Origin of the sequence: Burkholderia sp. MSHR3999 (genome assembly GCF_000833595.1) — a bacterium.
GTDB lineage: Bacteria > Pseudomonadota > Gammaproteobacteria > Burkholderiales > Burkholderiaceae > Burkholderia > Burkholderia ubonensis.
The window spans coordinates 455,487-480,309 of sequence record NZ_JRFO01000001.1 but is presented as its reverse complement, the minus strand read 5'-3'; the positions used below and the strand labels follow the sequence as shown (position 1 = coordinate 480,309).

Here is a 24,823-nt window from a genome sequence, read left to right as displayed (position 1 = left end):
CGCCCCCTTCTTATTCGTCGTGCGGCGACGCTAGCGGGCTCCGGTCACGCGCTCGTCACTGATACCGGCAACCGACCAATGGCCATCGTCATACGCAAACCTGACCACAATGAATCGCATGACCGGCGCACGTGGCGGATTCATCACCAACACCACCTGGCGGTTGCGATTCTCAAACAACCATCTGCCTGCTCGAACCACGCCATCCATACTCCACAAATGCGATCGTTCGAGATCTGGCGCAAATTCGCGGTACCGCTCGCTTTTCGTGAGACTGTCCAAAGCCAACATCCTCAACGCCTCGAATTGCTCCCGGCCCAATGTCAGCTCTTTGTCGTCCACCGCAAACGTTGCCGTCATCGATACGTTTTCCATCTGATTTGAACTCTCCGCTTGCGTAGCAATGCCGTCACCCGACACGGCGATTGCATTGCCCAAAAAAATGCAGCTCACACAAATCACGACTGCGATCGACGTTCTCATGACGGACACTTCCAGTCCGACGTATCGACCTCATGCTCGCCCTTGGCTATCCGTGCGCCCGACACAACGTCCCCCACCTTGGGTGGCCTGACCGTTCCGTCCGTCAATCGGACCTGGCCTTTATTCGGCCCGGAGGAAATGATCTCCTGCACGCCTACCGGATATTCCTGGTGAACAAACTCGTTGATTTTCGCCGCATTCGGTACAAAGTTCCCGTTTGCGTCTTTTGTGCGAAACCCCGGGAACGTCTCCGGAAACCCCTTGGAGATCGCCCACTGCTCGCTCTTGGTATAAGCGTCCAGCTCCGCCTCTGCCCATGACATGCTTTCTGGCTGCTGCTGATGGGTCAGCTCGTGAAAGAAAGTCCCCGCGACGCCCTGACAGCTGTCACCGTCCAAGACGCCGATGGTGCCGCTCGACGCGTCTGAGGTGCCGCCTGCCGGGAATGGTTTTGACTTCCAGTTTTTTCCATCGAATTCTCTATCCATGAACGTAATGGACTTCGCGGTCGTGAGCTTGATTTCCGAAAGAAGCTTGACCTTGTCCTTGTCTGTCGGGCAAAGAATCTTCAAGACGCACTCCTTGGTCCACCCTCGGGGCTGACTCGATCCACCTGCCTGACGTCCGTTCATCCAGAACTGATCGTCCTGCCGCACGATGTAGCGACTCTCGACGCGCACGGTCGCGCTGCGCTCGATCGGCCAACAGTCACCGCCCACGGTGCCGCTTTTCACGCCATCCGCTACCCCGGCTTCGTCGCCGTAGGTTTTAGGCGTCTTGCTCGCGTCGTACAGCACGATCGGTTCGCCGTTGACGCGTGTGGTCTTGGCCGGAAACGCCGCCTCCTTCAACTCGGCAACAACAGGATATGGCACGGGCGGCGTCGACCCGCCCATCGGTGTCTTGCATACGTCCGGCACGATGCTCACCACGCGCCAATCGGACGCCTTGCGCGCAATCGTCTTATCCGCCATGCTCGATGATCTCCTGTTCATCGCGATCCGTTTCCTGCTCCGGCACCTGGACGAGCGGCGCGGACGGATCGGTTTCATAACGCGCCTCGACCACCCGAATCGGCGCATCGACTGGGACCCGAATCCGGTAGGTTGCGATCAGCAACAACGCGTCGGTGTCCACGATCAGGGTGTCGAGTACCATGCGAAACGGCAGCATGTAGCCGTTCTCGAAACGCAGCAGGACGAATGGCCGGTGTCCGGGCAGATCAACCTGCATGTACCCGGTCGGCGTTCGTTCCGGGCTCGTCAGATTCCACAGTTCGATCCGGGCATCGGGCGGCAAGTAGGGTGTTTGCTGGTCGACCGGGGCGCCGTTCCAGTAGCCGAAATCAAAATCTTTCGGCAAGTATGGCCAGCGCTTTTCAAGCCACGCGTCGTCATACGTTCCCGCCAACGGCAGGCGTGGGGCCCAGGCCCGACCGATGAATCCGAACCCTGCCGGCTTTGCCCCGTATTTTCCGGCGACCTCCGTCATCATCCGTGCAGTCAGTTCTCCTGCCGGATGCCTGGCGACGTGCAATCGATCGATTCCATCCACCGTTTCGATTTGCGGGGCGGAAAGCCGCTCGGGAATCGATTGCCCGGCGCGCTTCCGAGACTCGAGGTCGCCGTGATGCATCCAGCCGCAGCCGAGCGGATTGCTGAAGCAAACCTCGTTGATCAAATATGCGGGTGCGTCGGACCCGGTCTCATGATCAGGATTCTTGACGACACTGCGGCCACCGAACGCACGCTCCCAGCCCACATTCACGTTGCTGGCAGGTTCGGGGGAAGTGAGACGCCAGCCTCTCCAAAGCGTCAAGATATCTCGTGCAAAATACCGAGGCCCCGAAATCGCAAGCGCCTTATCCAGGACCGGCTGCCACCGGGATGCTTCGGCGTGTTTTTGCTTCGCTTCCTGTTTGATCCGCTCCCACTCCTCACGCTGGGATTCGTTGAGCGCCATCCCGGGCGAAAGCGGCAACGGCCGCTCCACATCCATTTCGGGAGGCGATGCCGGTATGCTGACCCGGATGCGTACCGGCCAGCGCTCGGCTGGGACGCCATGCGGTGCATATGCGTTGCCTCGGACAACGACATCGCAGCGTGGCTTATGGGGCGCCAGATCACTCTCTTCACGCACGCTCGACTCGCCGACCTTGCCGGTGTATTGATCGGCCATGCAGAGCGGATAGGGTTCATCGTCGACGACCACGGCGACGAACTGACGGTCGTCGACGGCGACGACCCGATAAGCGACCTTCATCGCGATCACGCGGTACTCGCGATCATCGGTATCGAGTGCGCTGAACGCCAGTGCGTGAAATGGCGTGAGATTGCGGAATTCCATAGGGACGTCAGTTGATGTCAACGTCCTTGCCGTTGATCTGGACTGGACCATCGGCACTGATATTGATGCTGTGTCCGGTAATCAAGATGGACCCATCCGCCGACATGGCGAAATGGGACTTCCCGACCCGTACCTCGAAACGATCGCCGACCTGGATAATGAAGTTCTTGCCGACCAGCACGTTTTTGCTGAGCCCGACCTCTTCCGCTTGAGCAAGGCCCACGCTGGTGTTCATCGCACCGAGCACCGTTACCTGATACCCGGCTCCGATCGACAGCGCCTTGGCAAGACCGATCGATTCGGCTTTTGCCAAGGCCACTGTCTCCTCGCGAAACCCGTCGATTGTGACTGCATCGTTGCCGCCTACCTTCTCCGTACGGTTCGCGCCGATCGAAATGTCTTCGTTCTGGTCGACGCGCTCGGTCCGGTTCTGGTGAATCGTGATCGTTTCGTTCCCGTCGACCGTCTCGGTCCGGTTTCGATGCACTTGAGTCGTCTCATCCCGGTCGACGGTCTTGCTGCGATCATTCCCGACCCAATGCGACTCGTCGTGCTCGACCTCGATCCGCTGATCCTTCTCCGCATGAATCCAGACTTCTTCCTGGCCCTTCATATCCTCGAAGCGGATGGCATTCGCGTTCGCCGCGCTCGCGCCCTTGCTCGAGCGCGTCAGAAAGCCGCTCTGGGTCGCATTGGCCGGCAGCGCCCACGGCGGCATGTTCTGCGCGTTGTAGACGCGCGAGATGATGAGCGGCCGATCGGGATTGCCGTCGAGAAACGTAACCACCACTTCGTCGCCGATCCGCGGAATCTGGATAGCGCCGAAACCGCCGCCAGCCCACGGCTGCCCGACGCGGACCCAGCACGAACTGCCGGCATTCTTCTGCCCCAGGCGGTCCCAATGGAACTGCACCTTCACGCGCCCGAGGTGATCGGTGTAGATTTCCTCGCCCTTCGGTCCCACCACGATGGCCGTCTGCGGCCCGGAGATGAGCGGGCGCGAAATCGACAGCGTCGGCCGGTACGGAATCTTCTTGCGGATGCATTGGAAGCTCGCCGAATACGACGCCGAACCTTCGTTCGACTGATAGTTGTTCACGCCGTGATGCCGCACGGCCGTGATCAGAAACTGCCGGTCTTCCTGATTCGTGCTGCCCGCATCATAGTGGTCCGTCAACTCGAAGTAGCGGCTCGGCGCCAGGGCTCGGCTGTTGGTCGCCCCCGAGAACGCCTTGCCGTTCGCCGCAAGCGCCTCGAGCCGGAAGCGCGCCAGTTCCTCGCCGCGGTCCGTCGAATCGAAGCCATGCAACCCGACGTAGTCGTACACCTCGTAGTGGTCGACCTGCCCCTGCTCGATCGGCGTGTCGCCCGACACATAGCGCCGGGCATTGGGCACCTTGTAATCGAACGTCTTCATGCTGACCGTATCGGACGACAGCTGACGCTGCGCGACCCATTGGGTTATCACGCCCTCGTCGTCCAAAGCTTCTCCAGTCGCATAACGCAGCGCAACCTGTCCGTCGATCGGCTTGGCATGCGTCGACATGTCCGTCACGATCAGCTTGTGGCCGTCTTCCGTGTGTTCGAAGTAGAAGAACAGCCCCTCCTGCTCCATCAGGCGCAACGCAAAATTGAGATCGGTCTCGCGATACTGGGTGCAATAGCTGTACGGCTTGACCGTGCGGGACACGCGAAACTCGTAGGACGCGAGCTTGCCGTACTGGGAAAAGACCTTGCCGAGTATGTCCTGGACATTCTGCTCCTGGAAAATGCGGGAATCCACGCGACGCGACAGCATCCAGAGCCACGGACGCACGGACGCCGTATAGCTCGCCAGCCCGCCATCCGTGCCGACGTGCGCGAAATGCGTCACGTAACCGTGAAAATACCGGACCTCACTGCTGCCGAGCGCATTCGTCAATTGCAGCGACACCGTCACCGGTTGCCCGATCATCTGCTTCAGCTCGATATTCGGGTTGCGCGACGCGAGGCCGAGCTGCATGTCGAACAGCATCGACAGGCTTTCACTGCACTGGAAATCGCTGAGAACGAGTTCGGACGTCCCTGACAGCGGCGTCTTGACAGTCAACAGCCTGCTGTTTTGCAGGTTCAGAAAGCCTGCAATATCTGACAGTTGCATTTTGGCCCCTCGGAATACCTTGGTCGCTCGTTGTTTACTGCATTCAGGCGGAAAAATCATAGCCGATGAATAGCACTACCGGAGAATCCCATTGGATATTTGACAATTCCAGGCTCGCGCCGACACCCTGCGGCGAAACAAATACCGAAATACGTTCTAACCCCATGAATAAAAGAGTAAAAAATCCTTCATATTCATGCGTGTCGTTTCATCACCCTGTATTCGACATGTCTAGCCATTGCCATGCAGGCGGATTATATTGACGGCGATTGATGCATGGCCTTGCGATCGGGCCCGATTTTCTGATTATCCATTCAGCATTATCAATTCGACGCCATGCCGAAATCCGTCGCGTTGTGGGAACCATACTGCCATCGGTCCGACGCAGAGTTTCATCTGTCGAAGTTCGCCGACCGGGTGCTCGGCCCCAAGGCCGGCGTGATTTTCTTCGACGGCATGGCCGCGGTCCGGCTGAAGCCGTCCATTCCGGATGCAGACGGCGACGCGGTCAACCTCGTCGTGTCGTCGTCGCGCCTGCCTGTCGCCGCCCCCGATCCGCTGAGCTGCGCCAGTCCGCAGACGATCAACCAGTTGGCGCAGGCGTGGACGCAACGGCTCGATGCGGCATCGAACCGCGGCGCAGCACTCGGTCAGGGATTGGCAAAGGCCCGCGCGAAAGCCGTTGATTTCATCGGCGCGCACCAGATCGGATTCGACACGGCAGCCGTGGTGGGTGACACGTTCGGCGTGCTTGCCGGCGTGGTCTCGGTGGCCGCGATCATGGCGGGCGGTGTCGCGCTGGCCCCCGTGCTGGGCGTCGTAGCTGGTGCAGCCGCCGCGCTCCTGCTGATCGAAGACGGCCGGATGCTACGCTACGAACTCCGCGGCGACGACGTGCGCAAGAATCAACTGAAGGAAACGTGGCACTACAAACTGGTGGAGACGGTCGGTCCGATCCTGGCCTTGCCCGATCTCGCGGTCAGCGGAGGGCGCACCCTCGCCTCCTTGCCCAAGGTGTCACGCGAGGTGGGCGAGGCCACCGAAGAAGCGATGCAGGCAACCAGTCGCCTGGCCGACCAGCGCAACGCGATCAATGCGTTCAGTCGCGCGAATCTCGACAATCCCGATCAGCTGCTGATGCGCCAGCAGGCCAACCAGATGCGTGAACAGGCGCGCGGCCTCGCCAACAACGTCCGTACGGCGCAAAAAAAACTCACCGATGCCAGCCGCGAATTGATGCTGCTGCGAACGATCGAGGCCCCCGCCTATATGGCGACGATCTACGGCACCGGCGTGTATGGCATCTCCCCGCCGGCCCCGGTCGCGCACGGCGTCGACTGGCTGACCGAACGGATGGCGGAATCATCGCATCGCGATCCGAACCATCCGGCTCACGCACTCGCACCGCAGCGCCTCGGCAGTTCGAATCAGGTCGGCAGTCCGCCGACCGTGCTGCAATTTCAAGTTGGCGTCCGCCATCATCCGGAGTACGCGCAATGACGCCCCCCGATCAAAACGCCACCGCGCCTGTCGGCCGGCCACCCGCACCGAATGAGCGGCCCGGCAACCGCCCGCCCGGCGCACCGCGACAGGCCGTGATCGCGGGTGGCGCGTTCTTTCTCGGCGTCGGCCTGTCATTTGCGGAACTCGTCGAAGGCGCGGCGTCGTTGCAGACCGTCGCCTTCGATGACCTGTTCCTGCCGGCATGGGTCGTATTGACGATCATCATGCTGACCGTCAGCATCGGCATCGGTAGCGGCAAGCTCTGGGCCGTCCGCATGTTTCGCTGGCTGTCCTTCGGCGCGATGGCGCTTTACCTGCCGCTGCTGGCCCTGGCGTGCTACCTGAACGCCGGGCGGTCACCCATCGACCCGGACCTGGCCTTCGTCATGTTCGTGTTCGCGGTCGTCAAGCTGCCTTGCCTGATCATCATCCACCGGGCGATCCGGCAGCTACGCTGGCTCGATCCCGACTCCTTGCCCCATGAATGGGAGCCGCCGCTCCGCCAGCGTTGACCGGATAGCGGATGGACGAGTTGCTACCCCATTACGAGCGCGAGCTGGCGCTGTTGCGTCGCGCGACGCATGAATTCGCGGCGCGCTTTCCGAAGATTGCCGCTCGCATGAGCGTCACGGACGGCGAGATCGACGACCCGCACCTGGGACGGCTGCTGCAGTCCTTCGCATTGCTCGGCGCCCGGATCAGCAAACGGCTCGGCGACGATTATCCCGAGTTCGCCGAGGCGCTGATCGACACGCTCTTTCCGGAACAGCTTCGCGTCATTCCGTCCTGTTCGATCGCGCAGTTCGACGCAGCCGCCACCGCCGGTCAATTGACGGCGCCGGTCACGGTGCCGCGCGGCACCGAACTCGAGGACCGGGCCGGCACCTGCCGGTTTCGCACCAGCTACGACGTCACGCTCGCGCCAATCCTCATCGACGAGGTGAACGTGGCGCCGGCGGCAGCGGCCTCGCCACCGGTGACGCTGCCGCCGAACACGTCGGTGCTGGTGTCGATCACGATCGCGTCGCTCGCGGACGGCGCGGATTTCCACGCCGCCGTACCCGATCGGCTCCGTCTCCATCTCCACGGTACGCCGGCGATGGTCGCGGCCATGACCGATGCGTTCCTGCTGCATGCGCCCAAGGCCTTCGTCCAAAGCGATCGCAACCAGCGCTGGAAGGCGCTCGCGCAGATCCCGTTGACGGCCGCCGGCTACGCAACACCGGAGGCGCTCGTGCCGGGCGCCGACGACCTCGCCAACCCGCCCTGGCGTCTGCTGCGAGAATACTTCGCATTCCCTGACAAATTTGCGTTCATCGATCTCGACATGGCGGCACTGGTTCGCGCGGCGCAACCGCGCCGTCGCCTGACGTTGCACCTGCCGATTGTCGACATGCCGGACGGCACGCCCGCGCGCCGGCAGCTCGATACCGTCGCCATCGATCACCTGCGGCTTGGCTGCACCCCGGTCGTGAACGTGTTCAGTCGTCACGCGACGCCCATCCCGCTCAAGCCCGAGGCGACCACCTACGCTGTCATGCCGCAGGTGCTGAACATGCGGGATGTCACCGCGCGCGCCATCGAGTCCGTGCGGCTAACGAACGACGTCTCGCCGGAGGCGACCGGCGGCAAGCCGGTGCCTCGCTACCGGGGCTTCGCGCACGGTCAGGGAAAGCAGACGGCCCCCGTCTTCTGGCTGGCGGCCCGACGAGAATTCACGGAGGGAAACGACGCATGGCAAAACATCACGCTCGTCGATCTCGACGGGCAACCGGTCTCACAAGTCACGGGCCAGCTGCTGGTCAGCCTGACCTGTACCAACGGCAATTATCCGGCGATGCTGTCAACCGGCGCCGCCGATGGCGACCTGTGCAACGAGAAGGAGAATCTGCCGGGCCGGGTCGAACTGTTGCGTACACCCACGCCCTGCCGCACCGGATCGATGCGGCAAGGCGCGCTGTGGCGACTGATCACCGGTCTGTCGCCACACATCCTCACGTTGCAATCCCCAAACGCCGACGCGCTGAAGGAACTGCTGCGGCTGCTGTACCCGGAAGCTCCGGGATCGCTCGCGCTGGTGGATGCAATCGTGGACGTCTCGCACAAGTCGGTGATGCAATGGATGTCCGTTCCACCGATGCCGACGTTCGTACGCGGCCTCGAGATCACCGTCACGTTCGAGGCGGCGGCGCTCGACGCCCTCAGCCTGTACGCCTGCAGTCGCTTGCTCGATCCGTTTTTCGCGCACTTCGCGCCGGCCAACGGATATGTGCAGTGCGTGATTCGGGCCACCGGCCCGGACCCTGTCATGATGCGTTGCCCGCCGCACCTCGGCACACGTCCGATCGCCTGAGCCGTCGACATCATTGCCCGTATCTTCCAGCCAGCTCGACGCCTGCATGGACTGACCGCCCCGATTTTTCGGCCATTTCACGCTTGAAGAATGGCCCTGGCGATCGACCTCGCACATTACAAACCTGTTAGGTTACGATCACGGCTTTCGAGCCGCGGCTCTCGCTCGCACCACGACGCGATGACCGCAGATGCACCAAGAGGCAGACGCAAGCACGCCGGGAGGAGCAAGAACACACCATGGAAACGACCCAGCGGCTGGCCCTGATGGTCACGAGAATACGCGCGCTGATGCAGCGGCAAGGCCTCAGTGACGCCGACCTCGCACGCAAGACCGGCGTGTCGCCCGCAACGCTGAGCCGCGTGCTGTCGATGGCGACCGAGGACCCGCGCATCAGCACCGTCATGGCGATCGCCGATGCGCTCGGAACGACCGTCGGGTATCTGCTTCAAAGTGAGCGGGCCTATCCGATCCCGATTCTCGGCTGGGACGAGATGCTCGGCTATGCACGCGGCGTCTACGACGTCGCGCGCAACACACGCTGGCTGACCGTCGACACGCCGCGCAGGCCGGGAACGTTCGCGGCGCGCACCAAGCCGTCGATGGCGCCGCGGTTCCGCGAAGGCTCGATCGTGATCGTCGAGCCGGGCGTCGCGTTTCGCGACGCTCAGGTCGTCGTCGCCGCAATCGACGGCGGCGAGCCGACGCTGCGCCGCGTCGCGCAGGACGGCGAAGCGGTCTGGCTCAAAGGCCTCGCCCCTTCGCCGGCAGACACGATCAACGCGTTCGGCGCGAGCGTCGTGGTGCTCGGCGTCGTCACCGAGTCGCGCCTGGTCAATCCTTGAACGAGAACGGATTGAAGCTCGTGTGATAGTCGTAGTAGTCGATCTGGTCCATTTGCTTGAGACGCCTGGAAGCCGTCGTGACGACCGGCAGCAGCACGAGCTCGTAGGTCACCTTGACCGCGATCTGAACGCCGATCATCGTCAGCACGACGTCGTGCGGCAGCCGGCCCCAGAACAGGATCACGCAGAACAGCGTGCTGTCGATCACGATCGCGACGCCGGTGCTCGACACGATGCGCGCCCACAGATGGCGGCCCGCGCTCGCGATCTTGAGCTTGGCGAGAAAGGTCGTGTTGACGAACTCGCCGCAGAAGTAGGCCACGGTCGACGCGACGAACGTCCGCGCGAACTCCAGCGCGAGCGCCGGATAGGCCGCGGCGAGCGTCGGATTCTGCGCCTCCCAGCTGGGCAAGCCCGGCGGCAACGACAGGAGCCAGGTCCCGATGATGAACATCAGGTTCACGGCAAGACCGCCCCAGATCACCATCCGGCTGACCCGATAACCGTACACTTCCGTGATGATCGTGCTGAACGCATAGGTCATCGGAAACGCGATCAGCGCGGCCGGAATGCCGAAGGTGATGCCGGCGAGCGTGACCGCGATGACGCGCGCGCCCGTCACGTTCGACAGCATCAGGAAGCCCGCGTAAAGAAGCGCCAGCAACAGGACGGCGGGCGTCAGCTGATGCTTGCGCGTCGGAAAGTACGAGAGGGGAATGGGCTGGTCCGTATACGTGGCCGCGTTGAGAAAGCCGATGTGTGCGACATCCTCGCGCGAGAACTTGTCGAGCCACGCCTTCGTGTTCAGCTCGCGCGGCGACATCCTGAACGTGGCGCCGGAATCGCGCACCCGCACCAGGACCTGCAGCGCATCGCTCTCGAGCGACGGCTCGATGACGGCTTCGATTTCGTGAGAAGCGAATTCCATGATCGGCTCGCGGTGCGAAGTCATTGTCGGATCAGGCGCGTATTCGGCACGTCCTGAACGGGCGCGCTGCTGCGCACCGGATTGATGTCGAGTCCGCCCCGGCGCGTATAGCGGGCCGACACGGTCAGGCGGGCCGGCGCGCATTGATCCTGGATGTCCTTGAAGATCCGCTCGACGCATTGCTCGTGGAATTCCTCGTGATTGCGGAACGACACGACATACCGAAGCAATGCATCGCGGTCGATGCGGCGCCCTTCGTACTCGATCGACACGGTCCCCCAGTCGGGCTGGCCCGTCACGAGACAGTTCGATTTCAACAGGTTCGAATAAAGCGTTTCGCTGACGTGCTCGTCATGCGTCGCGAGCAGTTGCCGGTCGACGCTGAACTGCGCGATGTCGATGTCCTGCTCGTCGATCGAGGTGCCGACCGGCGCGCCGATCTGCAAGGCGGCGGCGTATTCGAGCGATTCGAGCGTGACCGAAACGGGCGCACCGGCGCAGCGCGACAGATCGTTCGCGGCGATGCGCTCGACTTCCTCCCGGCTCTCGAACGACGTGTTGTTGAACGTGTTGAAGTACAGCTTCATCGATTTCGATTCGATCACGTTCGGCGACGTGCACGGCACGACGATCGTCGCGATCGCGACGCGCGGCACGCCGCGGGGCGTGAGCCACGACACCTCGTAGTGATTCCATACGTCGACGCCGAAAAACGGCAGCGTATCCGTGATGCCGATCTCCTCGCGCTTGATCGTGCGCGGAATCGCATAGAGCTTTTCCGGGTTGTAAATCGACTCGTACTTGGATTGCTTGCCGAGCTCCAGGGCGCCTTGATTGGATAGCGAGTTCATGTCCTTGAATTTTCGATTTCAGCGTTCTATTTTTTGATAAATTCAGTGCGATTATTTAAATACGCAAAGGCTTAATTGCCAGTTATGCCGCCAACTTCGCCATGATACCGTAGCCTTTTCTTTTATCCGTCGGCAACCGGTTCAAGGCGACGATCGCCCCGGCCCATCCGTGCCGGGCGCCATACGGCATCATAAAAGCAAATAAAGCCAATCCGATCGGCCATTTCATGCGAGTCCGCCGCAACGGACCGGCGGCACGCCTGACAGGTCGTCATCAACGCGCATCCAGCCGAAATACAACAACCTTCCTGTCATATTTGCTAGTTTTAAATGATCACCGCTTCGTCCATATTATCCCGATTAAGACAGGCATTGCATTCTTGCAACACCAGCACGTGATCGGACAGGTTGATTCCTGCATTCCGAAATGGGAGCGGAATACAGCAGCGCCCCGCGACCGCCATGCCGGCGGTGTCGCCCATGCTTCCGGCAATCGAAATACCGGACCGATGCGAACGACGGCCCGAGCCACGCACGACAGGGTCGCCTGCCGCAATCCGGATGAAGCCGGCGGCCAATCAACGACTCGGCCCGGCAGCGATCCGATCGGGACCGTTGACGGATCGATGACACCGTAACGAGAACACCGTGACAAGCTATCGAGAGCTCCAGGCACAAATAGAAGTGCTTCAAGCACAAGCCGAGTCGGTCCGGCTGGAGGAAAAAAAGGCCGCCGTGTCGAGGATCAGGGAAGCGATCGCGCTATACGACCTGACGCCCGGCGACCTGTTCGGCGATCTGCCGCGCAAGCCGCGTCGACGCGCGAAGCGCGGCCCGGTTCCGCCGAAGTACCGCGACCCGCAGAGCGGAGCGACATGGAGCGGCCGCGGCCGCGAGCCCCTGTGGATCAACGGGCAGAGTCGCGAACAGTTCCTGATCGACGCGTCGGCGTAATCGCATTCGAGCGTGCCGCGGATCGGCAGCGCGACACGCATGGATCGCCGGCCGATTTCTCCTGCGCCCACTTCACTCGTCACACGCACGCAATGTCGATGACCATTCTGATCAGCGTCGTTGGTACGGTAATCCTGCTTGCGGTCGCATCGCCGCGGCTGATGCGGGCATGGTGCAAGGAGCTGCCCGGCGGCACGCGGGCGTCGGCGCGCGACGCCGCGCAACAGGTGGTCCGGTTTGCCGCGCTGGACGCGCGTGCCGCGGATGCGTGCGCCACCGAGCTCGAACGACTGGCCTCGGGTGGATCGATGCGTGCGGCAAGCGAGCGTACGGCCGACGACTTTCCGAGCACGCTGTCCAGAAAGCAATTGGTTCGGGAGCGCGCCAGGAAGGCGCGCGAACATGCAACGCGTGCCCGCGCTCATGCGGGCGCCGCCCGCTCCGCCCTTCAGCGCGACGCGCGTCACGACGGCGCTTCGCAACGGGAGGACGAAGTCCGGCGGCATGCCAGCCTGGCCAATCAGGCGCACCTGAACGCCCGCGACCTGCTCGAATTCACGCTCGCGTCGGAGAAGCGCAGCGATCTCTGAGGGCGACGACAGGCGGGCAGCGCCCGCCCTGCGTTCATTCGTGCGACGGCTGCGCCGGATCGATGTCGGTCAGCCGCGGCTTCGCGCCTTGCAGGTCGCGCGTGTTCTTCTGCACGGTCACCGCGCCGAACAGCGCGAGCACGAACGACATCGCGTAAAAGCCTTTTTCGCTGAGCTGCAGCGTCGCGTTGATCAGGCCGACGATCAGCAGTGCGATCGAGAGCAGCAGTGCGAACCAGCTTAACCCGTAGTAGATGCCGGTGACCGGAATGCCTTCGGCGCGATCGCGCACGCTCTTCTGCAGCGAAATCGCCGCATACAGGCCGAACACCAGCACGGTGAAGTAGTAGCCCTTTTCGTTGAGCTGCATGCCCGCGTTCCAGAGCCCGACGAGAAACGCGGCGAAGCCCGCGATCAATGCCGCCCACGACGCCGCGACGAACGCGAACGACGGCTGCTGGATAGTGGTCTGGTTCATGGTGTTGCCCTCTCTTTCTTGTTGAATTGAATCGCGAGCATGGTAGCAGTTTTGTCACATCAAATGCCCGGATCGACAACCCGCCGCCGGCACGCTCACGCGCCGCGATGCGCGCGCCGCCAGCGCCCCGGCGTCGTGCCGAACACCTCGCGAAACGCCTTGCCGAACGCCGCCTCCGACTGGTAGCCGACCGCCTGGCCGATCTCCGCCTGCCCCCGGCGCGTGTCCCGCAGCAACGCGCACGCGTGCATCATCCGGATCTGCGTGACGAACGCGCCGACGCTCATCCCCGCCTTCTCGCGAAAATGCCGCGCGTAGGTCGCGCGCGACATCGCCGACACGTCGCCGAGCGACGCGACCGTCCACGGCTGCGCGGGCGCCTGCATCACCGCCTGGATCGACGGCCCGAGCCGCGCATCCGCGGCGAGCGCGAGCCAGCCGGACGGCACCTGCGCGTCGCGGCCGTACGCGCGCAGCGCATAGGCGAGCAACGCCTGGCCGAGCGCGTTGACGATCGCGCGGGCGCCCGGCTGCAGATTCGACGCCTCGGCGCGCAGCACCCCGGTGAGCATCTGCAGCGATGCGAACCCGGACGACTCGCCCAGCCCGACGTGCAGCAGGTCCGGCAACGCGCGCATCAGCAGCTCGCCCGCGCCGCGCTCGTACACGAAGCGCCCGCACAGCAGATCCACGCTCGCGCGCTCCGGCGTGTCGGTATTGCATTTGACCGGCAGCACCGCGCCGCCGGCCGCGGCAAGCTCGCGCATCGGCATGGCGGCCGCCGGCCCGGCCGTCGCGTCGTGAATCTCGTGCGCGCCGCCTGCGGGCAGCAGCACGAAATCGCCTTCGACGAGCCGCAGCGCACGACCATCCGCCGTGCGCAGACGGCATTGCCCGGCCAGCAGCAGATGGAACGCGGCCTCGCCGGCCGGCAGCGCGTCGTGCGCCATCGCGAACGGGCCGTCGAGCAGGCAGCGCACGTCCAGCTCGACATGGCTGCGGCCCAGCAGCAGCAGTTGACTCAGCGCATCCATGAGACGCTCGCGCTAAAAATTGACACTTTAGCGTATCGAAACCATCACCGCCGACGCTCAGAATAGCCGTGCATCTCCGCAGCACGCGGCACCCGCCGCGGCCACCCACCCATTAAAAAGGACGAGCCATGCTGAACTGGAACGAATATCGCAAGGAACTCTCGACGCGCATCGGCGATCTGGCGAAGTTGTCGCCCGATACGCTCGCCGGCTACAAGGCGCTGTCCGGCGCCGGCGCGAAGACCAGCCATCTCGACGCGAAGACGCGCGAGCTGATCGCGCTCGCCGTCGCGGTCACGACGCGCTGCGACGGCTGTATCGCCGTGCACACAGCCGAAGCCGCCAGGCACGGCGCGACGAAGGAGGAAGTGGCGGAAGCGCTCGGCGTGGCGGTCGCGCTGAACGCGGGCGCCGCGCTCGTCTATTCGGCGCGCGTGATGGATGCGATGGGCGACTGAGCCCGCGACCGCGGTCACGCGTCGACGCCCCGGCGCCCGGCCTCGTCCGGCGCGCCGGGGCGCATGCAAGCGGCCGCCCGCCGCGGCGGTGAACCTGCCTGCGGGGAACTCGGCTACCATGCTCGGACGATCCGCCGAGAAGGAGCGCCCCATGTGCCGCTGGCTCGCCTACACGGGCAACCCGATCCACCTCGAGACCGTCCTGTTCCGCGCGAAGCATTCGCTGATCGACCAGAGCCTGCATTCGGAGCTGGGTGCGACGACCACCAACGGCGACGGCTTCGGCATCGGCTGGTACGGCCACCCGGACGAACTCCCGTTCCGTTACCGCTCCGTGCATCCCGCGTGGAACGATCGCAACCTGCGCGAAGCCGCGCGCGCGATCCGCTCGCGGATGTTCGTCGCGCACATCCGCGCGGCGACCGCCACGCCTGTACAGGAAACCAACTGCCATCCGTTCCGGCACGGCCGGTGGCTGTTCGCGCACAACGGCCTGATCCGCGATCTGCCGAAGCTGCACCGCGACCTCGCGATGAAGATCGATCCGGCGCTGTTCCCGACGATCGAAGGGTCGACCGATTCGGAGCTGATGTTCCGCCTCGCGCTGACGTTCGGCCTCGAACAGTCGCCGCTGCCGGCGCTCGAGCGGATGGCCGGCATTATCGAGGACATCGCCGCGCGGCACCGCGTGGACCTGCCGCTCAACATGACGGTCTGCGTGACCGACGGCGAGCAGATCATCGCCGTGCGCTACTCGAGCGAGCGGCAATCGCGCTCCCTGTTCCACAGCACGTCGTTCCGGCACCTGCACGAACTGTATCCGCACAATCCGCGCATCGCCGAAGCGGGTGACGATGCGTTCATGGTGCTGTCCGAGCCGCTCGTCGACCTGCGCGGCGCGTGGGAGGAAATTCCGGAAAGCACCGCGATCATTGCGCGCGGCGGCGACGTCGAGCAGCGGCCGTTCGAGCCGCGGCGTCACGCGTAGGCATGGCGCAACAGGTTGCCTTGCCGCCGCCCGTCGGCTATAAAAGTCCGAAGATTTTCGGCGTGCCGCGCTTCCGGCATGACCGCCCTCCGTTCAACGTCTTGTGGAGAACCAACCTTGACCCTGGACCTCGCCACCGCCCAGCAATTCCTGATGACCCGCGGCCTGGACTTCGGCCTCAACCTCGTCGCCGCGATCGCCCTGTGGTTCGTCGGCCGCTGGGCGATCCGCGTCGGCACGCGGCTGCTCGGCAAGATCGTGCAGCGCAGCGGCAAGGTCGACCCGACGCTCTCCGACTACCTGACCTCGGTCGTCGGCGTGCTGCTGACGATCCTGCTGATCCTCGCGATCCTGCAGATCTTCGGCGTGCAGACCACGTCGTTCGCCGCGCTGCTCGCCGGCCTCGGCCTCGCGATCGGCACGGCCTGGGGCGGGCTGCTCGCGCATTTCGCGGCAGGCGTGTTCATGCAGGTGCTGCGCCCGTTCAAGATCGGCGACGTGATCAACGCGGGCGGCGTCACCGGCACCGTGAAGGAGATGGGCCTGTTCGGCACGACGATCGTCACCGCGGACAACATCGTCACGATCGTCGGCAACAACAAGATCTTTTCGGACAACATCGCGAACTACAGCGCGACGCCGTACCGCCGCGTCGACCTGTCCGCGAAGATCGCCAACGGCGTCGACGCGCTCGACGCGATCAACCGCCTGAAGGAATCGGTGCAGAAGATCCCGAACGTGCTGACGACCCCGGCGCCGGACGTCGGCGTGCTGCAGTTCACGCCGGAAGGCCCGCTGCTGTTCGTGCGCCCGTTCACGCAGCCGGCGAACTACTGGCAGGTGTATTGCGACACCAACCGCGCGATCCTCGACACGTTCCGCGACGCGCAGTACCCGACGCCCGAAACGCCGATTTCGCACCGCACTGCGTGACGGCGCGACGCGTCGGCGGACATGAAAAAAGCGTGGCTGCAGTTTGCGAGCCACGCTTTTTTATCGCCGCGCCGAACCGCGCGGCCCGCGCAGGTCAGTGACCGCTGGTCTTGCCCGCGCCGCCCGAGCGGCCGCGCGCGAGCTTCCACAGCGCGCCGAGCGCGACCGGCACGACCGCCGCGCCGATCCCGGCCAGCACGATCACGTTCAGGTACTGGCGAATGAACGGGATGTTGCCGAAGAAGTAGCCGAGCAGCACGAGCAGCAGCACCCAGACCAGCGCGCCGAGCACGTTGAAGAGCTGGAAGCGCGTGACGCTCATCGACGACGCGCCCGCGACGAACGGCGCGAAGGTCCGCACCACCGGGATGAAGCGCGCGAGCACGATCGTCTTGCCGCCGTGCTTGTCGTAGAAGCTGTGGGTCTTCTGCAGCGCCGCGCGATCGAGGAAGCGCTCGAGCACCGGAATGTGCGTATTGAAGACCTTCGGCCCGATCCAGCGGCCGATCAGGTAATTGACGGTGTTGCCGGTGATCGCCGCGACGAGCAGCAGCACGATCAGCGCGCCGACGTTCATTTCGCCGGCCGCCGCGAACGCGCCGCCGATGAACAGCAGCGAATCGCCCGGCAGGAACGGAAACACGACGAGGCCCGTTTCGCAGAACACGATCAGGAACAGCACCAGATACACCCAGGCGCCGTATTGCCGGATGAAATCGCCGAGGAATGCGTCGATGTGCAGGACGAGATTGACGAAATGAAGCAGCGTATCCAAATGCGGTTCCTTCAGGGCAAGCAGGCCGGTGACGGCACAAAGGGCGGAATCGCCCGCCCGGCAAGGGCGGCGCGTGAAACGCAGTCATCATACCGAAACTGCCTTAAGGCTCCGTGAAAAAACGTAACGGATCGCCGGCCGGGCGCGCGCCGGCGGCCTCGCTATAATTCGGCCATGTCCGAATTCACCGAAACGGCCGCGAGCGCCACGCCCGCCCCTGATCCGCACTCGCTGCGCCCGCTGCGCGCGATCCAGCCCCTGCCCGACCAGCTGATCAGCCAGATCGCCGCGGGCGAAGTCGTCGAGCGTCCGGCGTCGGTCGTCAAGGAGCTGCTGGAGAACGCGCTCGACGCCGGCGCGAACACGCTGCGCATCGTGCTCGAGGAAGGCGGCGTCAAGCGCATCTCGATCACCGACGACGGCTGCGGGATCCCGCCCGGCGAGCTGCCGCTCGCGCTGATGCGCCACGCGACGAGCAAGATCCGCTCGCTCGAGGAGCTCGAAGCGGTCGCGACGCTCGGGTTCCGCGGCGAAGCGCTCGCATCGATCGCGTCGGTCGCCGAGATGTTCATCACGAGCCGCACGGCCGATGCGGCGCACGCGACGCGCATCGACGCGCAGACCGGCGTGCTCGCGCCCGCCGCCGGCGCGGTCGGCACGACGATCGAGGTGCGCGAGCTGTACTTCAACACGCCCGCGCGGCGCAAGTTCCTGAAGAGCGAGCAGACCGAGTTCGGCCATTGCGTCGAAATGATCCGCCGCGCGGCGCTCGCGCGGCCGGACGTCGCGATCTCGGTGCTGCACAACGGCAAGGCCGTCGAGCACTGGAACGCGACCGAGCCCACGCAGCGGGTCGCGAAGATCCTCGGCGAAGGCTTCGCGACCGCGTACCTGCCGCTCGACGAGCGCGCCGGGCCGCTGGCCGTCTACGGCTGCGCCGGGCTGCCGACCGCGAGCCGCGGCCGCGCCGACCAGCAGTATTTCTTCGTGAACGGCCGCTTCGTGCGCGACAAGCTGCTGACGCACGCGGTGCGCGCCGCGTACGAGGACGTGCTGCACGGCGACCGCTACCCGTCCTACGTGCTGTTCCTCGACCTGCCGCCCGAGGCCGTCGACGTGAACGTGCACCCGTCGAAGATCGAGGTGCGGTTCCGCGATTCGCGCTCGATCCACCAGTACGTGTTCCATGCGGTGCAGCGCGCGCTGGCCCGCCATGCGGGCGCGTCGCCCGAAACCACCGCCGGCGGCCACGCCGCGCACATCGCAGCGGCGCCGGGCCCCGCTTCGTTCCAGGGCACGCCGCTCGGCCAGGCCGCGAGCGGCGGCGGCAGCCCCGCGCCCACGCCGTCGCAAGGCAGCACATGGCTGCGCCAGGCGCGGATGACGCAAGGCACGCTGCCCGTCGCGCAGCCGCTCGCGCTCTACGACGCGCTGTTCGGCCGCAAGGACAGCGGCGCGGGCACGCCGGCCGGCACCACGGCGGTCGCGCACGACGCAGCCGACGCGCCGGCCGCGCCGCTGGCGGGATTCGCCGCCGCGCCGTCGCTCGCCCACACCGCGCACGACGACCAGCCGCTCGGCTTCGCGCTCGGCCAGATCCACGGCATCTACGTGCTCGCGCAGAACGCGCACGGGCTCGTGATCGTCGACATGCACGCGGCGCACGAACGGATCCTGTACGAACAGTTCAAGCACGCGCTCGCCGACCGCTCGGTCGCGGTGCAGTCGCTGCTGCTGCCGGTATCGATGAACGCGACGCCGGTCGAGATCGGCACCGTCGAAGAGGAGCGCGAGACGCTCGAATCGCTCGGCTTCGACCTCGCGGTGCTGTCGCCGACGACGCTCGCGATCCGCGCGGTGCCCGCGCTGCTGAAGGACGCGGACCTGCAGGCGCTCGCGCGCGCGGTGCTCGCCGACCTGCACGCGTTCGGCGGCTCGCGCGTGCTCACCGAGCGCCAGCACGAGCTGCTCGGCACGCTCGCCTGCCATCACGCGGTGCGCGCGAACCGCCGCCTCACGCTCGACGAGATGAACGCGCTGCTGCGCCAGATGGAAGCGACCGAACGCGCGGACCAGTGCAACCACGGCCGGCCGACCTGGTACCAGCTCACGCTCGGCGACCTCGACCGCCTGTTCATGCGCGGCCAATGAGCGTGTCGCAGTCTCCCGCTCAAACGACGATCGCCTGCCTGCTCGGGCCCACCGCGTCCGGCAAGACGGCCGCGGCGCTGGCGCTCGCGGCACGCCGGCCGATCGAGATCGTCAGCGTCGATTCGGCGCTCGTCTACCGCGACATGGACATCGGCACCGCGAAGCCGACCCGTGACGAGCGCGCGCGCGCGCCGCATCACCTGATCGACATCATCGATCCGGCCGACGCGTATTCGGCCGCCCAATTCCGCGCCGACGCGCTGCGCCTGGTCGGCGAGATCGCCGCGCGCGGCCGCACGCCGCTGCTCGCGGGCGGCACGATGCTGTACTACAAGGCGCTGACGCAGGGGCTGAACGACCTGCCGTCCGCGGACCCGGCCGTGCGCGCGGAACTCGACGCGGATGCCGCGCGCGACGGCTGGCCGGCCCTCCACGCGCGGCTCGCGCAGGTCGACCCGGAGACGGCCGCGCGCCTCGCGCCGAACGATTCGCAGCGCATCCAGCGCGCGCTCGAAGTCTTCATGCTGAGCGGCCGGCCGATGTCGGCGCTGCTCGCCGCGCCGCCGCGCGCGGACGATGCGGCGGCCCGCTACCGGTTCGTGCCGGTCGCGCTCGAGCCGTCCGACCGCGCGGCGCTGCACGCGCGGATCGCGCAGCGCTTCGACGCGATGCTCGACGCGGGCTTCATCGACGAGGTCGAACGGCTGCGCCGCCGCGACGACCTGCATCTCGGGCTGGCGTCGATGCGCTGCGTCGGCTACCGGCAGGCATGGGAATTCCTCGACGGGGCGACCGACTATCGGACGATGCGCGACAAGGGCATCTTCGCGACGCGCCAGCTGTGCAAGCGGCAGCTCACGTGGCTGCGCGCGATGCCGGAGCGGATCGTCGTCGACTGCGTCGCAGACGATGCGACCGCGCGAGCGGTCCACGCGCTCGAACGCGTGCTCGACGGCCGCGCGCCGGACTGACGCCATCGCAGCGGCGCGCGGCCGCGCGCGTCGTCACCCGGCTCGTCGCGCGGCGAGTTGCGCACGCGCGCCGTCGACGAGCAGCGCGATGCCGCGCTCGAACGCGTCGTCCGGGCTGCGTGCGTGCAGCGCGGCCCACCCTTGCGCAACGAGCGGATGCGCGGCCGGGTCCGGCGCATCCGCATCGGGCGCGCGCGCAGGCTCCGCCTGCTCCTCCAGCACCCAGCCGACCACGAAACGGCCGATCGCGAACATCAGGTCGATCGCCTGCTCCGGCGTGAAACCCGCGTCGCACAGCAGCGCCAGCTTGCATTCAATCCCGTCGAAATGCGCGCCGCGCGGCCGCGTGCCGGCATGCAGGCGCGCGCCGTCGCGATAGGCCAGCAGCGCCGCGCGGAAATTGCACGCATTCGCGACGAGCCACGCGTCCCACGCATCGCCGGGCTGCGGCAGCGACGCGCGGCGCCGTTCGAGCATGATCGCTTCCGCCATCGCGTCGAGCAGCTCCCCCTTGTTCCTGAAATGCCAGTAGAGCGTCGGCGACTGCACGCCGAGCCGTTCCGCGAGCCTGCGCGTCGACAGCGCATCGATGCCGACCTCGTCGAGCAGTTCGAGTGCCGCGCGCAGGACCGTGTCGCGCGTCAGTCGCGCGCCCGTGTCTTTCATCTCTATCACCGATAGGGAAGGTGTGGAATAATCGCCACTCTATCATCGATAGAGAACGATCTTGAATCCTTCCATGATTGCCATCCTGACGACCGTCGTGCTCGACGCGATCGGCGTCGGGCTCGTGATGCCGATCCTGCCCGGGCTGCTGCGCACGCTCTCCGGCGCGGGCGGCGCCGACACGCACTACGGCATGCTGCTCGCGCTGTACGCGCTGGCGCAGTTCCTGTGCGCCCCCGTCCTCGGCGCGCTGAGCGACCGCTTCGGCCGCCGGCCCGTGCTGCTCGCGTCGCTCGCGGGCGCCACGCTCGACTACCTGCTGATGGCGTATGCGCCGACGCTCGCGTGGCTCTACGCCGGGCGGCTGATCGCGGGCATCACGGGCGCGAACGTCGCGGTCGCGAACGCGTACGTCACCGACGTGACCGCGGAACCCGATCGCGCGCGCCGTTTCGGTCAATTGGGCGCCGCGATGGGGATCGGCTTCATCGCCGGCCCGGTGCTCGGCGGCCTGCTCGGCGCGTGGCATCTGCGGGCGCCGTTCGCCGCCGCGGCGCTGCTCAACGCGCTCAATCTCGCGCTCGTCTGGCGGAGCCTGCCGGAATCGCGGCCGGCGGCCGCGCGCGCCGGCGCCGCCACGGTGAACCTCAACGCGTTCGCGAGCCTGCGGCGGCTGCGCGGCGGCCCGGCGCTCGTCCCGCTGATCGGCGTCTACGTGATCGTGGCGCTGGTGTCGCAGGCGCCCGCGACGCTGTGGATTCTGTATGGACAGGCGCATTTCGGCTGGTCGACGCCGGTCGCGGGCCTGTCGCTCGCCGGCTACGGCGCGTGCCACGCGCTCGCGCAGGCGTTCGCGATCGGGCCGCTGATCGCGCGGCTCGGCGAGCGCCGCGCGCTCGCGCTGGGCCTCGCCGGCGACGCGCTCGGGCTCGTGGTCATCGCGTTCGCCAACGCGGCCTGGGTGCCGTTCGCGCTATTGCCGCTGTTCGCGGCAGGCGGCGTGACGCTGCCGGCGCTGCAGGCGATGCTCGCGCGCCAGGTCGACGACGCCCGGCAGGGCGAGCTGCAGGGCACGCTCGCGAGCATCGCGAGCCTGATCGGCGTCGCCGGGCCGCTCGTCGTCACCGCGGCCTATGCGGCAACCCGCGACGCGTGGCCCGGGCTCGTCTGGGCCGCGGCCGCATTGCTCTACCTGCTGGTGCCGCCGCTGCTGGCCCACGCGCGGCCGGCGCGAGAAAGTCCGGCCGCGTAAGCGGAATCCGGCCGCCCGCCCGGCGCGCGGCGAAAAAAAAGCCGCCCGGATCGACTCCGGGCGGCTTCCTGTGACTTTGCGCGTCGGGCGGCGCGTCAGACCACGACCGTCTGCGCTTCGCCTTCGCGGCTCGCGCGCACGACGCCGATCTTCCACACCTGCTCGCCGGCCGCCGTCAGCTGGCTGACTGCTGCGTCGGCATCCGCCGCCGACACGATCACGGCCATGCCGATCCCGCAGTTGAACACGCGATGCATTTCCGCGTCGGCGACGCCGCCATGCTCCTGCAGCCACTGGAACAGCGGCGGCAGCGGCCACGCCTTCTGGTCCAGCTCGGCCGTCAGGCCTTCGCGCAGCACGCGCGGAATGTTCTCGACGAGGCCGCCGCCGGTGATGTGCGCCATCCCCTTCACGGCGATCTTTTCCATCAGCGCGAGCAGCGGCTTCACGTAGATGCGGGTCGGCGCCATCAGCGTGTCGGCGAGCGAGCGGCCGTGGAAATCGGCCGACAGGTCCGGGTTCGCACGTTCGATGATCTTGCGCACGAGCGAGAAGCCGTTCGAGTGGATGCCGCTCGACGCGAGGCCCAGCACCACGTCGCCCTCGGCGATCGTGCTGCCGTCAATGATCTTGCTCTTCTCGACCGCGCCGACCGCGAAGCCCGCGAGGTCGTATTCGCCATCCGGGTACATGCCCGGCATTTCGGCGGTTTCGCCGCCGATCAGCGCGCAGCCCGACAGTTCGCAGCCTTGCGCGATGCCCTTGACGACGGTCGCGGCCGTGTCGACGTCGAGCTTGCCGCACGCGAAGTAATCGAGGAAGAACAGCGGCTCGGCGCCCTGCACGAGGATGTCGTTCACGCTCATCGCGACGAGATCCTGGCCGACCGTATCGTGTTTGTTCAGATGAAACGCGAGCTTGAGCTTCGTGCCGACGCCGTCGGTGCCCGACACGAGCACCGGCTCGCGATACTTCTTCGGCACTTCGAACAGCGCGCCGAACCCGCCGATGCCGCCGAGCACGCCGTCGCGCAGGGTTTTCTTCGCAAAGGGCTTGATCTTGTCGACGAGCGCGTCGCCCGCGTCGATGTCGACGCCCGCGTCACGATAGGACAGACCTTGAGCGTCAGGAGCGGATTTCGGAGGATTCATGGGGGAATGCAAGAAGGTCGGTAAAATGCGATTTTACCCGAAGCCGGCCCGCTGGCCGGAATTCCCCGCATCGATTCGTCAGGGATTGCATCTTGGCCAACACGTCCCCGTTTTCACCGCTGAGCGAGCCGCGCCGGAACCCGCGCGCCGCCGTGCGTGCGGCCGCGCGTGCAGCCATCGACGCCGCGCTCCCCGGCGCACGTTTCACCAACCGACCCGCATTGTGACTGTGTCCCGTCAACTGACGCTCGATCTCGGCACGCCGCCCCCCGCCACGTTCGACAACTTCATCACGGGCGAGGAAAACGGCGAGCTCGTCACGCGGCTGCAGAAGCTCGACCTCGCGCTGGCGGCGGGCCCCGTGCCGGACCGGTCGTTCTACATCTGGGGCGAACCCGGCAGCGGCCGCAGCCACCTGCTGCAGGCGCTCGTGAGCGACGCGTCGTACGGCTACGCGCGCTACCTGACGCCGCAAAGCCCGCTCGGCGCGTTCACGTTCGACCCGCGCATCGGCATCTACGCGATCGACGACTGCGACCGGATGAGCGACACGCAGCAGGTCGCGCTCTTCAACCTGTTCAACGAAGTGCGCGCGCATCCGTCGAGCGCGTTCGTCGCGGCGGGCCCCGCGGCGCCGCTCGCGCTCGACGTCCGCGAGGACCTGCGAACGCGTCTCGGCTGGGGGCTCGTGTTCCACCTGTCGCCGCCGTCCGACGCCGGCAAGATCGCCGTGCTGAAGCTCGCGGCGAAGGAGCGCGGAATCGCGCTCACCGACGACATCGCGGCTTACCTGCTGACCCATTTCCGCCGCGACATGCCAAGCCTGATGGCGCTGCTCGACGCGCTCGACCGTTTCTCGCTCGAGCAGAAGCGCGCCGTCACGCTGCCGCTGCTGCGCCGGATGCTGGCCCGCCCCGGCGACGACATCGTGCCGCCGGGCACGGGCCCGAACCGCTTCGAGTAAAATGCGCAT

The 24,823-nt window shown here is 65.9% G+C and carries 26 protein-coding genes; 13 read left to right on the top strand and 13 right to left on the bottom strand.

The features are described 5' to 3' along the window. Positions 1-30: 30 nt before the first annotated feature. Genes KY49_RS02255 through tssI form a run of 4 tightly spaced genes read right to left on the bottom strand, consistent with a single transcriptional unit; the run spans position 31 to position 4,969 of the window. Positions 31-483, bottom strand: coding sequence for a hypothetical protein (locus KY49_RS02255; RefSeq protein WP_059903442.1), 453 nt, complete (start codon positions 481-483; stop codon positions 31-33). Next, positions 480-1,457 carry a DUF4150 domain-containing protein gene (locus tag KY49_RS34755; protein ID WP_063805076.1) on the bottom strand — a complete coding sequence of 326 codons (978 nt, stop codon included), beginning with the start codon at positions 1,455-1,457 and terminating at the stop codon, positions 480-482. Before KY49_RS34755 ends, KY49_RS02255 begins: the two co-directional genes overlap by 4 nt. Continuing rightward, the gene (locus KY49_RS02245; RefSeq protein ID WP_042583191.1) at positions 1,447-2,829 is read right to left on the bottom strand and encodes a DUF2169 family type VI secretion system accessory protein; all 1,383 of its coding nucleotides are present in this window, start codon (positions 2,827-2,829) and stop codon (positions 1,447-1,449) included. Before KY49_RS02245 ends, KY49_RS34755 begins: the two co-directional genes overlap by 11 nt. Before the next feature lie 7 nt (positions 2,830-2,836). Then, positions 2,837-4,969 carry a type VI secretion system Vgr family protein gene (gene tssI, locus KY49_RS02240; RefSeq protein WP_042583190.1) on the bottom strand — a complete coding sequence of 711 codons (2,133 nt, stop codon included), beginning with the start codon at positions 4,967-4,969 and terminating at the stop codon, positions 2,837-2,839. A gap of 336 nt (positions 4,970-5,305) precedes the next feature. On the opposite strand from tssI, the gene KY49_RS02235 reads away from it, so the two are divergent. The 4 genes from KY49_RS02235 to KY49_RS02220 all read left to right on the top strand — a co-directional run bounded on the left by KY49_RS02235 (position 5,306) and on the right by KY49_RS02220 (position 9,670). After that, the gene (locus tag KY49_RS02235; protein ID WP_042583189.1) at positions 5,306-6,469 is read left to right on the top strand and encodes a hypothetical protein; all 1,164 of its coding nucleotides are present in this window, start codon (positions 5,306-5,308) and stop codon (positions 6,467-6,469) included. Further along, positions 6,466-6,984, top strand: coding sequence for a hypothetical protein (locus KY49_RS38405; RefSeq protein WP_231636333.1), 519 nt, complete (start codon positions 6,466-6,468; stop codon positions 6,982-6,984). Before KY49_RS02235 ends, KY49_RS38405 begins: the two co-directional genes overlap by 4 nt. A gap of 11 nt (positions 6,985-6,995) precedes the next feature. Beyond that, positions 6,996-8,825 (top strand): type VI secretion system baseplate subunit TssF, encoded by a 1,830-nt coding sequence (gene tssF, locus KY49_RS02225; RefSeq protein ID WP_052495600.1) that lies wholly within the window; start codon positions 6,996-6,998, stop codon positions 8,823-8,825. A gap of 239 nt (positions 8,826-9,064) precedes the next feature. Further along, positions 9,065-9,670, top strand: a complete 606-nt coding sequence (locus KY49_RS02220; RefSeq protein WP_042583188.1) for a LexA family protein — start codon at positions 9,065-9,067, stop codon at positions 9,668-9,670. Here KY49_RS02220 and KY49_RS02215 read toward each other — a convergent pair. From KY49_RS02215 to KY49_RS36780, 4 genes are all read right to left on the bottom strand, one after another. Next, entirely contained in the window at positions 9,660-10,598 is a 939-nt protein-coding gene (locus KY49_RS02215; protein ID WP_231636332.1) for a queuosine precursor transporter, read from the bottom strand. The two genes, KY49_RS02220 and KY49_RS02215, sit on opposite strands and share 11 nt — an antisense overlap. Positions 10,599-10,618: 20 nt before the next feature. Beyond that, positions 10,619-11,449, bottom strand: a complete 831-nt coding sequence (gene queF, locus KY49_RS02210) for an NADPH-dependent 7-cyano-7-deazaguanine reductase QueF (RefSeq protein ID WP_042583186.1) — start codon at positions 11,447-11,449, stop codon at positions 10,619-10,621. A gap of 82 nt (positions 11,450-11,531) precedes the next feature. Then, positions 11,532-11,678 (bottom strand): hypothetical protein, encoded by a 147-nt coding sequence (locus tag KY49_RS36785; protein ID WP_155016931.1) that lies wholly within the window; start codon positions 11,676-11,678, stop codon positions 11,532-11,534. A gap of 97 nt (positions 11,679-11,775) precedes the next feature. After that, positions 11,776-12,027 carry a hypothetical protein gene (locus KY49_RS36780; RefSeq protein ID WP_156162413.1) on the bottom strand — a complete coding sequence of 84 codons (252 nt, stop codon included), beginning with the start codon at positions 12,025-12,027 and terminating at the stop codon, positions 11,776-11,778. A gap of 70 nt (positions 12,028-12,097) precedes the next feature. On the opposite strand from KY49_RS36780, the gene KY49_RS02205 reads away from it, so the two are divergent. Beyond that, positions 12,098-12,403, top strand: coding sequence for an H-NS histone family protein (locus KY49_RS02205; RefSeq protein ID WP_042583185.1), 306 nt, complete (start codon positions 12,098-12,100; stop codon positions 12,401-12,403). A 98-nt stretch (positions 12,404-12,501) separates the two neighbouring features. After that, a complete protein-coding gene (locus KY49_RS02200; RefSeq protein WP_042584511.1) occupies positions 12,502-12,993 on the top strand; it encodes a hypothetical protein in 492 nt (163 codons plus the stop codon). 34 nt (positions 12,994-13,027) lie between these two features. On the opposite strand, the gene yiaA is transcribed toward KY49_RS02200, so the two are convergent. Together yiaA and KY49_RS02190 are read right to left on the bottom strand one after the other, a co-directional pair. Further along, the gene (gene yiaA, locus KY49_RS02195; RefSeq protein WP_042583184.1) at positions 13,028-13,471 is read right to left on the bottom strand and encodes an inner membrane protein YiaA; all 444 of its coding nucleotides are present in this window, start codon (positions 13,469-13,471) and stop codon (positions 13,028-13,030) included. A 95-nt stretch (positions 13,472-13,566) separates the two neighbouring features. Then, complete coding sequence (locus KY49_RS02190; RefSeq protein WP_042583183.1) at positions 13,567-14,505, bottom strand: cupin domain-containing protein; 939 nt, start codon at positions 14,503-14,505, stop codon at positions 13,567-13,569. 128 nt (positions 14,506-14,633) lie between these two features. On the opposite strand from KY49_RS02190, the gene KY49_RS02185 reads away from it, so the two are divergent. The 3 genes from KY49_RS02185 (at position 14,634) to KY49_RS02175 (ending at position 16,884) form a co-directional block, all read left to right on the top strand. Continuing rightward, a complete protein-coding gene (locus KY49_RS02185) occupies positions 14,634-14,963 on the top strand; it encodes a carboxymuconolactone decarboxylase family protein (RefSeq protein WP_042583182.1) in 330 nt (109 codons plus the stop codon). Between the two features lie 151 nt (positions 14,964-15,114). Then, positions 15,115-15,951 carry a class II glutamine amidotransferase gene (locus KY49_RS02180; RefSeq protein ID WP_042583181.1) on the top strand — a complete coding sequence of 279 codons (837 nt, stop codon included), beginning with the start codon at positions 15,115-15,117 and terminating at the stop codon, positions 15,949-15,951. Between the two features lie 78 nt (positions 15,952-16,029). Then, positions 16,030-16,884, top strand: coding sequence for a mechanosensitive ion channel family protein (locus KY49_RS02175; RefSeq protein WP_042583180.1), 855 nt, complete (start codon positions 16,030-16,032; stop codon positions 16,882-16,884). 94 nt (positions 16,885-16,978) lie between these two features. Here the strand turns inward: KY49_RS02175 and KY49_RS02170 are convergent, their stop codons facing one another. Then, positions 16,979-17,659 carry a DedA family protein gene (locus tag KY49_RS02170; protein WP_042583179.1) on the bottom strand — a complete coding sequence of 227 codons (681 nt, stop codon included), beginning with the start codon at positions 17,657-17,659 and terminating at the stop codon, positions 16,979-16,981. Positions 17,660-17,833: 174 nt separating this feature from the next. Here KY49_RS02170 and mutL point away from each other — a divergent pair, with 174 nt between their 5' ends. Continuing rightward, positions 17,834-19,810, top strand: a complete 1,977-nt coding sequence (mutL, locus tag KY49_RS02165) for a DNA mismatch repair endonuclease MutL (protein WP_042583178.1) — start codon at positions 17,834-17,836, stop codon at positions 19,808-19,810. Continuing rightward, positions 19,807-20,781, top strand: a complete 975-nt coding sequence (miaA, locus tag KY49_RS02160; RefSeq protein ID WP_042583177.1) for a tRNA (adenosine(37)-N6)-dimethylallyltransferase MiaA — start codon at positions 19,807-19,809, stop codon at positions 20,779-20,781. Before mutL ends, miaA begins: the two co-directional genes overlap by 4 nt. A 33-nt stretch (positions 20,782-20,814) precedes the next feature. Here miaA and tetR read toward each other — a convergent pair whose 3' ends face one another. After that, positions 20,815-21,447: a tetracycline resistance transcriptional repressor TetR gene (gene tetR, locus KY49_RS02155; RefSeq protein WP_042583176.1), complete on the bottom strand. Its 633-nt coding sequence runs from the start codon at positions 21,445-21,447 to the stop codon at positions 20,815-20,817. Positions 21,448-21,508: 61 nt separating this feature from the next. Here tetR and tet(64) point away from each other — a divergent pair, with 61 nt between their 5' ends. Beyond that, on the top strand, positions 21,509-22,699 hold the full coding sequence (tet(64), locus tag KY49_RS02150) for a tetracycline efflux MFS transporter Tet(64) (protein ID WP_063840469.1): 1,191 nt from the start codon (positions 21,509-21,511) through the stop codon (positions 22,697-22,699). 95 nt (positions 22,700-22,794) lie between these two features. Here tet(64) and purM read toward each other — a convergent pair whose 3' ends face one another. Next, a complete protein-coding gene (purM, locus tag KY49_RS02145; protein WP_010091456.1) occupies positions 22,795-23,850 on the bottom strand; it encodes a phosphoribosylformylglycinamidine cyclo-ligase in 1,056 nt (351 codons plus the stop codon). A gap of 223 nt (positions 23,851-24,073) precedes the next feature. Between purM and hda the strand changes: the two genes are divergently transcribed. Further along, positions 24,074-24,814: a DnaA regulatory inactivator Hda gene (gene hda / locus KY49_RS02140; RefSeq protein ID WP_026044954.1), complete on the top strand. Its 741-nt coding sequence runs from the start codon at positions 24,074-24,076 to the stop codon at positions 24,812-24,814. Positions 24,815-24,823 lie beyond the last annotated feature (9 nt).

What these genes read in the sequence shown, in the direction of transcription:
- yiaA (WP_042583184.1), bottom strand. Translation starts at nt 13,471, where the DNA reads ATGAACCAGACCACTATCCAGCAGCCGTCGTTCGCGTTCGTCGCGGCG.
- KY49_RS02255 (WP_059903442.1), bottom strand. Translation starts at nt 483, where the DNA reads ATGAGAACGTCGATCGCAGTCGTGATTTGTGTGAGCTGCATTTTTTTG.
- KY49_RS02175 (WP_042583180.1), top strand. Translation starts at nt 16,030, where the DNA reads ATGACCGCCCTCCGTTCAACGTCTTGTGGAGAACCAACCTTGACCCTG.
- purM (WP_010091456.1), bottom strand. Translation starts at nt 23,850, where the DNA reads ATGAATCCTCCGAAATCCGCTCCTGACGCTCAAGGTCTGTCCTATCGT.
- KY49_RS36785 (WP_155016931.1), bottom strand. Translation starts at nt 11,678, where the DNA reads ATGAAATGGCCGATCGGATTGGCTTTATTTGCTTTTATGATGCCGTAT.
- KY49_RS02235 (WP_042583189.1), top strand. Translation starts at nt 5,306, where the DNA reads ATGCCGAAATCCGTCGCGTTGTGGGAACCATACTGCCATCGGTCCGAC.
- KY49_RS02200 (WP_042584511.1), top strand. Translation starts at nt 12,502, where the DNA reads ATGACCATTCTGATCAGCGTCGTTGGTACGGTAATCCTGCTTGCGGTC.
- KY49_RS38405 (WP_231636333.1), top strand. Translation starts at nt 6,466, where the DNA reads ATGACGCCCCCCGATCAAAACGCCACCGCGCCTGTCGGCCGGCCACCC.
- KY49_RS02220 (WP_042583188.1), top strand. Translation starts at nt 9,065, where the DNA reads ATGGAAACGACCCAGCGGCTGGCCCTGATGGTCACGAGAATACGCGCG.
- KY49_RS02215 (WP_231636332.1), bottom strand. Translation starts at nt 10,598, where the DNA reads ATGGAATTCGCTTCTCACGAAATCGAAGCCGTCATCGAGCCGTCGCTC.
- mutL (WP_042583178.1), top strand. Translation starts at nt 17,834, where the DNA reads ATGTCCGAATTCACCGAAACGGCCGCGAGCGCCACGCCCGCCCCTGAT.
- KY49_RS34755 (WP_063805076.1), bottom strand. Translation starts at nt 1,457, where the DNA reads ATGGCGGATAAGACGATTGCGCGCAAGGCGTCCGATTGGCGCGTGGTG.
- KY49_RS02245 (WP_042583191.1), bottom strand. Translation starts at nt 2,829, where the DNA reads ATGGAATTCCGCAATCTCACGCCATTTCACGCACTGGCGTTCAGCGCA.
- KY49_RS02190 (WP_042583183.1), bottom strand. Translation starts at nt 14,505, where the DNA reads ATGGATGCGCTGAGTCAACTGCTGCTGCTGGGCCGCAGCCATGTCGAG.
- tetR (WP_042583176.1), bottom strand. Translation starts at nt 21,447, where the DNA reads ATGAAAGACACGGGCGCGCGACTGACGCGCGACACGGTCCTGCGCGCG.
- tssI (WP_042583190.1), bottom strand. Translation starts at nt 4,969, where the DNA reads ATGCAACTGTCAGATATTGCAGGCTTTCTGAACCTGCAAAACAGCAGG.
- queF (WP_042583186.1), bottom strand. Translation starts at nt 11,449, where the DNA reads ATGAACTCGCTATCCAATCAAGGCGCCCTGGAGCTCGGCAAGCAATCC.
- tssF (WP_052495600.1), top strand. Translation starts at nt 6,996, where the DNA reads ATGGACGAGTTGCTACCCCATTACGAGCGCGAGCTGGCGCTGTTGCGT.
- KY49_RS02180 (WP_042583181.1), top strand. Translation starts at nt 15,115, where the DNA reads ATGTGCCGCTGGCTCGCCTACACGGGCAACCCGATCCACCTCGAGACC.
- KY49_RS02185 (WP_042583182.1), top strand. Translation starts at nt 14,634, where the DNA reads ATGCTGAACTGGAACGAATATCGCAAGGAACTCTCGACGCGCATCGGC.
- miaA (WP_042583177.1), top strand. Translation starts at nt 19,807, where the DNA reads ATGAGCGTGTCGCAGTCTCCCGCTCAAACGACGATCGCCTGCCTGCTC.